This is a genomic window from Pantoea sp. CTOTU49201, from assembly GCF_032054795.1.
In the GTDB taxonomy this organism is placed as follows: Bacteria; Pseudomonadota; Gammaproteobacteria; order Enterobacterales; family Enterobacteriaceae; genus Pantoea; species Pantoea symbiotica.
On the sequence record NZ_DAMBSA010000367.1, the window covers coordinates 1 to 4,737 of the forward strand.

Consider the following 4,737-nt stretch of genomic DNA (forward strand, 5'->3'; position numbering starts at 1 on the left):
GATGGAGATGTTGCCCATCACATACACCGCAGGCAGCCAGGCGATTTCATTGCTGTAGGCGCCAAATGTGCCTTGCAGATTGGTGAGGTTGGCAGAGACCAGCGCGTTACTCAACGCGCCGGTAATTGAGATCAGTAAGCCGATAATGCCAAATGCGATGCGCTTCGACGGCGAATGAAGCGGCGTTGAGGGCGAGCCCGGCAGCATTGGCTTTTCATGTGGCAGCCATTCGCGTGGGGCATAAGGATTACGTTTCGCCACGGTTAAACGCTTCCCAGACGCGCCAGCAGTTGTTTCAGCTCCTGTTCCGTTATCGCCAGCGATTCGGGATCGATATCCGCCAGCAACTGTGCACGTAGCGCATCGGCCTGGGTTTTCACTTCGGCAAAGGCCACGCTGCCTTGTTCCGTCAGAATCAGCAGGCGCTTGCGGCGATCTTCCGGCGGCTGCACGCGCGCCAAAAGCTGCTGCTTCACGAGGCGATCGACCAAGGGCACGACGCTGGCCTCTTCCAGACCGAGCAATTGCGCCAGGGCTTTTTGCGTTGGCGGCTCGGCGGCGGTAGCGACGCTGGCAATCGCCATCCAGCTGCTCATACTTAATCCGCTCTCTTTGAGGCGACGATCAACGGCCAAACGCCACGCGTGCGCGGTGAGATGCAGCAAACGAGAAAAGGGTTGCGGATAGTCGCTCAAAACGTAGTGGCCTAATGGTTAGGTATCTAACTAAATGGGAGCGTTATTATAGGCGAAGCCGCTTACCAATGAAAACGTTGCTTACATTAGCAAACGTAGTTGGCACGGCAAAAAATCTCCAGCTTTCTGTATCAGTTGTACAACTCGCGGATTTTTTTGCTGTTCCTGCATAGGTTTGTATAGATTTTAGAAAACATTACAAATTATAACCATTTGTTAAATATACATTAGCACAAATTGCTTAAGATCCTTGTTGTACAAGTTACTCCAGATTGTATAAGTTTACATCCCGCGAGCCAGCTGATGGCTCCGTAACGAATGATGCACTTTGCGTCGCCTCTGAAGGTGTTGTGGATTTCCACCTTCAGAGGTGTCTTTTTGCGTTGGTTGATGAGTTGGGTGGTGCGCGCCTGTCCGCGTGCACGTTTTTTCATCATGGAGCTGAAGGCACATTGCCATCAGGCCGATCTTAAGGGCTTCACATATGCAAAACGCCGCAAACAGTAGCGCTGCCATCGCTGACTACTTCAAACTGGCCGGTAACAGCGACAGCAGTGAGATGGAAGTTTTCGGGCAGATCATCGCCGAAATCCTGCAAGCCGGTATGCCGGTTTCCAATAAAGCGATTATTGCATCGCTGATTAACCGTCTTGAGATGGAAAGCGATGTGATTCAGCTGGATATTTACCGCCACCTGCTTGAACTGGTTGTGAATAAAACACCTGACGATCTCGCGGTCTAAAGCCGGATTCCAGGGATGGAATCACCCTCACCTGCCCCAACGCGCTAGCGTCTAATCTTATTGCCCGGTAACATCCCTTCTCGGAAAATCCTAACTGGTTACTGCCGTACCGCGACGGTATGCGCACAATAATAAAAGAGCCTGCACAATCTATGAGCCAACCAACTGAGCGCGCCACTACGGTGGAGAGCGATATCACCGTGGGGCGCGTATTACGTTCGCCTGCCCTGCTAACCCGCGAGTGTCTGGCCGGCATTATTACCGCGCTGGCGCTGATCCCTGAAGTGATCTCCTTCTCCGTGATTGCCGGTGTCGATCCCAAAGTCAGCCTTGTGGCCTCTGTGGTGCTGTGTCTGACGCTGTCGATTCTGGGCGGTCGTCCGGCGATGGTCACCGCTGCTGCCGGTTCGGTGGCGCTGGTGATCGGCCCGATGGTGCATGCGCACGGCGTCGAATACATCCTTCCGGCGGTGATTATGGGCGGCATTATCCAGATTATCTTTGGCCTTGCTGGACTGTCGCGCATGATGCGCTATATCCCACGCTCGGTGATGATCGGCTTTGTGAACGCCCTTGGTATTCTGATCTTCTTTGCGCAGGTCCCGCACGTTTGGGGGCAATCCGCTTTGGTATGGGCACTATTTGCCGTGACGCTGGCGATTGTCCTGCTGCTGCCGAAAGTGCTGAAAAGCGTCCCATCACCGCTGGTCGCGATTGTGGTGGTGACGGCTGTCGCGTTGCTGCTCGGCTATCGTGTACCAAATGTCGGCGATGAAGGGCCAATGACTGCTGGTCTGCCTGGCTTCACCACCTTATTGGTGCCAATCAATCTGCACACCCTGCAAATCATCTGGCCAACCGCCTTGAGCATCGCCTTTGTTGGCCTGATGGAATCGCTGCTGACCGCCAAACTGGTGGATGACATCACCGATACGCCTTCCGCTAAACGCCGCGAATCCTGGGCTTTGGGCGTTGGCAACATTCTGGCGGGCTTTTATGGCGGCATCGCCGGTTGCGCGATGATTGGTCAAACCATCGTTAACGTCGAGCTGGGCAAAGCACGTACGCGTGTTTCGACTATCGCGGCGGGTATCGTGCTGCTGTTATTAGTGACCGGACTGAGCCAGATTATGGCGCAGATCCCAATGGTAGTGCTGGCGGGCATAATGATGGTAGTTGCGGTGAAAACCGTGAACTGGCATAGCCTGCAACCGGCAACGTTGAAACGCATGCCGTGGTCTGAAACCTTTGTAATGGTGCTGACGGTGGCAGTCACCGTGTGGACCGGCAATCTGGCGATTGGCGTACTGGTTGGTGTAATTCTGGCAATGATGCTGTTTGCCCGTCGCATCGCTCATGTGATTCACGCAGAACGCCACTTAAGCGACGATGGGCAACAGGTCAATTACACCGTGCGCGGCCCGCTGTTCTTCGGCAGCAGCAATGATTTGTTTGAACACTTCAATTACGGCCATGATCCTAAATCTGTGACTATCGATTTAACCCATGCACAGATTTGGGACGCCTCAAGTGTGGCGGCCCTTGATGCCATCGAATATCGCTATCAACGCCATGGCGCGAAAGTCACCTTTATCGGGCTGGATAACCGTAGCAGCGATTTCCGCGAGCGGCTGAGTGGGAACTTGGGATAGCGATTATTAGGATTGAGATGAAAAACGCCGGAAATCCGGCGTTTTTTATGCTTATCAACGCGCTTCGCTTGCGTAATTTGCTGTTACTGACTTTGCTTACCTCAAGGTCAATCCTTTGATCTCTTTGAGATTGGTTATTCAATCGCTGATTTATGAGGAGCAACAGATGAAAGTTTTAGCAAAAGCAGCATTAGTGACGTTAACGTTGGTATCGCTTGCGGGTTGTATGCACAAAAGTGATGCGGTCGGCGGTGATGGGCGTCCACATGCGCCAAGTAACCAACCAGTGCCAGGCGCCAGCGAAGGTGCAGGTCCGGTGGGACAACCACAATCGTAATGACTTGCCCGGCTTTGCCGGGTTTTTATTTATTTCGGTAAAAGACAAAAACAAAAAAACCGCCCTTAGGCGGTTACGACATTACTGCATATTGCTTTGATTTTATTTGGTTTTTAACAGCTTGAAATATGGTGCCCGGGGCGGGACTTGAACCCGCACAGCCATAAGCCGAGGGATTTTAAATCAGGCGTTTTCAACATGTAAAACAATGAATTAATCTTTATTTTCATAAAATAAGTTTAATAATCGTACTCCATTTATCAAATGCTTATGTGATTCTACATCTTGATATTATGAAGCATTTTCCGATTTGCTTACCGCTTCGCTAGCTATTCCTAAGTACCATCCTATTATCAAATTGTCGCTTCTACTTCCCTGTATTGACGGCTCAACTCCATTGGAAATTTTTGGCACAGGATAGTGCAAGCCCGGTTAGCCACCACTTCCGGGCTTTTTTCTTAAATCGGCAAATCATCCTCGCCATACATGGTCGTGATTTCATGCGTAACCACTCCCACCACTGCAATATCTTCCAGTAGGTCATCCATTAGGAATGCGCCATCGTCGGTGATGATTCTCTGCGGCTGAATCATGATCATCGCCCACTCATAAACCCCTGAGATGTCAATCAGCACTGTGTCGCCGTTTACCGGGTAACGCTGCTTATCGATTATGCATCTGCGGCCGTTCAGCTCCACCATGCTGGAAGTCTCACGTGTAGACAGGATGTGCTGCAGCGGCTGGAGCAGAAACGTCACTTCGCCACTGGCAGGTCCGACAGTCTGGTGGTGTATGCCGGCGACAACATTTCTCGCTTCATCTCCCAGGATTTCTGGATACCCTGTCCTGCAAACCATAATTTCCCCTTCCCGCTCTGGTTGAGACCGTCAACGACACGCATCAGCGATTCGCTGTTGGCCTGTGGTTTGAATTCATCAAAGAGATTGAGCTGAGAGACGCCCTGACTGTAGAAGTCGCCCAGCATCACACCTGCTTTCATATACCGGCATCCGTCGCGCCATATGTGGTCAAGTCCCTGCATGGCAACCCTGATGATGTCGCGCGTGTCGTTTGACGGCGTTAGCAACCTGCCCATAGCCTGATTGCCATAGAACACCTCACCTTCGGCGTGCGGGCTGGTGCGGACGAACACCGCTACCTGTCGGCAATACTGGCGCTCACGCCTCAGCTTCTCCGCCGCGCGTTCTGCATACGAGCAAACCGCCTGGCGCATATCCATATATTCGGTGATGCGTGAGCCGAAGGAGCGGGAGCAAACAATCTGCTGCTTCGTCGGCGCGAATTCTTCCA

Annotated in this window: 6 protein-coding genes and 1 pseudogene; 3 read left to right on the forward strand and 4 right to left on the reverse strand. The window is 52.2% G+C overall.

Features of this window, described 5'->3' with window-relative positions; translation table 11 throughout:
* Positions 1-261 (reverse strand): annotated as a pseudogene (locus RTY00_RS20080) (MFS transporter); the annotation flags it as partial.
* A 2-nt stretch (positions 262-263) separates the two neighbouring features.
* The gene (locus tag RTY00_RS20085; RefSeq protein ID WP_312665783.1) at positions 264-695 is read right to left on the reverse strand and encodes a MarR family transcriptional regulator; all 432 of its coding nucleotides are present in this window, start codon (positions 693-695) and stop codon (positions 264-266) included.
* Positions 696-1,179: 484 nt separating this feature from the next.
* Between RTY00_RS20085 and RTY00_RS20090 the strand changes: the two genes are divergently transcribed.
* The 3 genes from RTY00_RS20090 to RTY00_RS20100 all read left to right on the forward strand — a co-directional run bounded on the left by RTY00_RS20090 (position 1,180) and on the right by RTY00_RS20100 (position 3,426).
* Complete coding sequence (locus tag RTY00_RS20090; RefSeq protein ID WP_008102310.1) at positions 1,180-1,437, forward strand: biofilm/acid-resistance regulator YmgB/AriR; 258 nt, start codon at positions 1,180-1,182, stop codon at positions 1,435-1,437.
* 152 nt (positions 1,438-1,589) lie between these two features.
* Positions 1,590-3,089, forward strand: a complete 1,500-nt coding sequence (locus RTY00_RS20095) for a SulP family inorganic anion transporter (RefSeq protein WP_312665785.1) — start codon at positions 1,590-1,592, stop codon at positions 3,087-3,089.
* A 166-nt stretch (positions 3,090-3,255) separates the two neighbouring features.
* Positions 3,256-3,426 (forward strand): hypothetical protein, encoded by a 171-nt coding sequence (locus RTY00_RS20100; protein ID WP_008102314.1) that lies wholly within the window; start codon positions 3,256-3,258, stop codon positions 3,424-3,426.
* A gap of 458 nt (positions 3,427-3,884) precedes the next feature.
* On the opposite strand, the gene RTY00_RS20105 is transcribed toward RTY00_RS20100, so the two are convergent.
* Both RTY00_RS20105 and RTY00_RS20110 read right to left on the reverse strand, forming a co-directional pair.
* Positions 3,885-4,127, reverse strand: coding sequence for a hypothetical protein (locus RTY00_RS20105; protein ID WP_312665786.1), 243 nt, complete (start codon positions 4,125-4,127; stop codon positions 3,885-3,887).
* A gap of 53 nt (positions 4,128-4,180) precedes the next feature.
* Positions 4,181-4,737: DUF4113 domain-containing protein (locus tag RTY00_RS20110; protein WP_312665788.1), on the reverse strand; the 557-nt coding region annotated here is incomplete at its 5' end.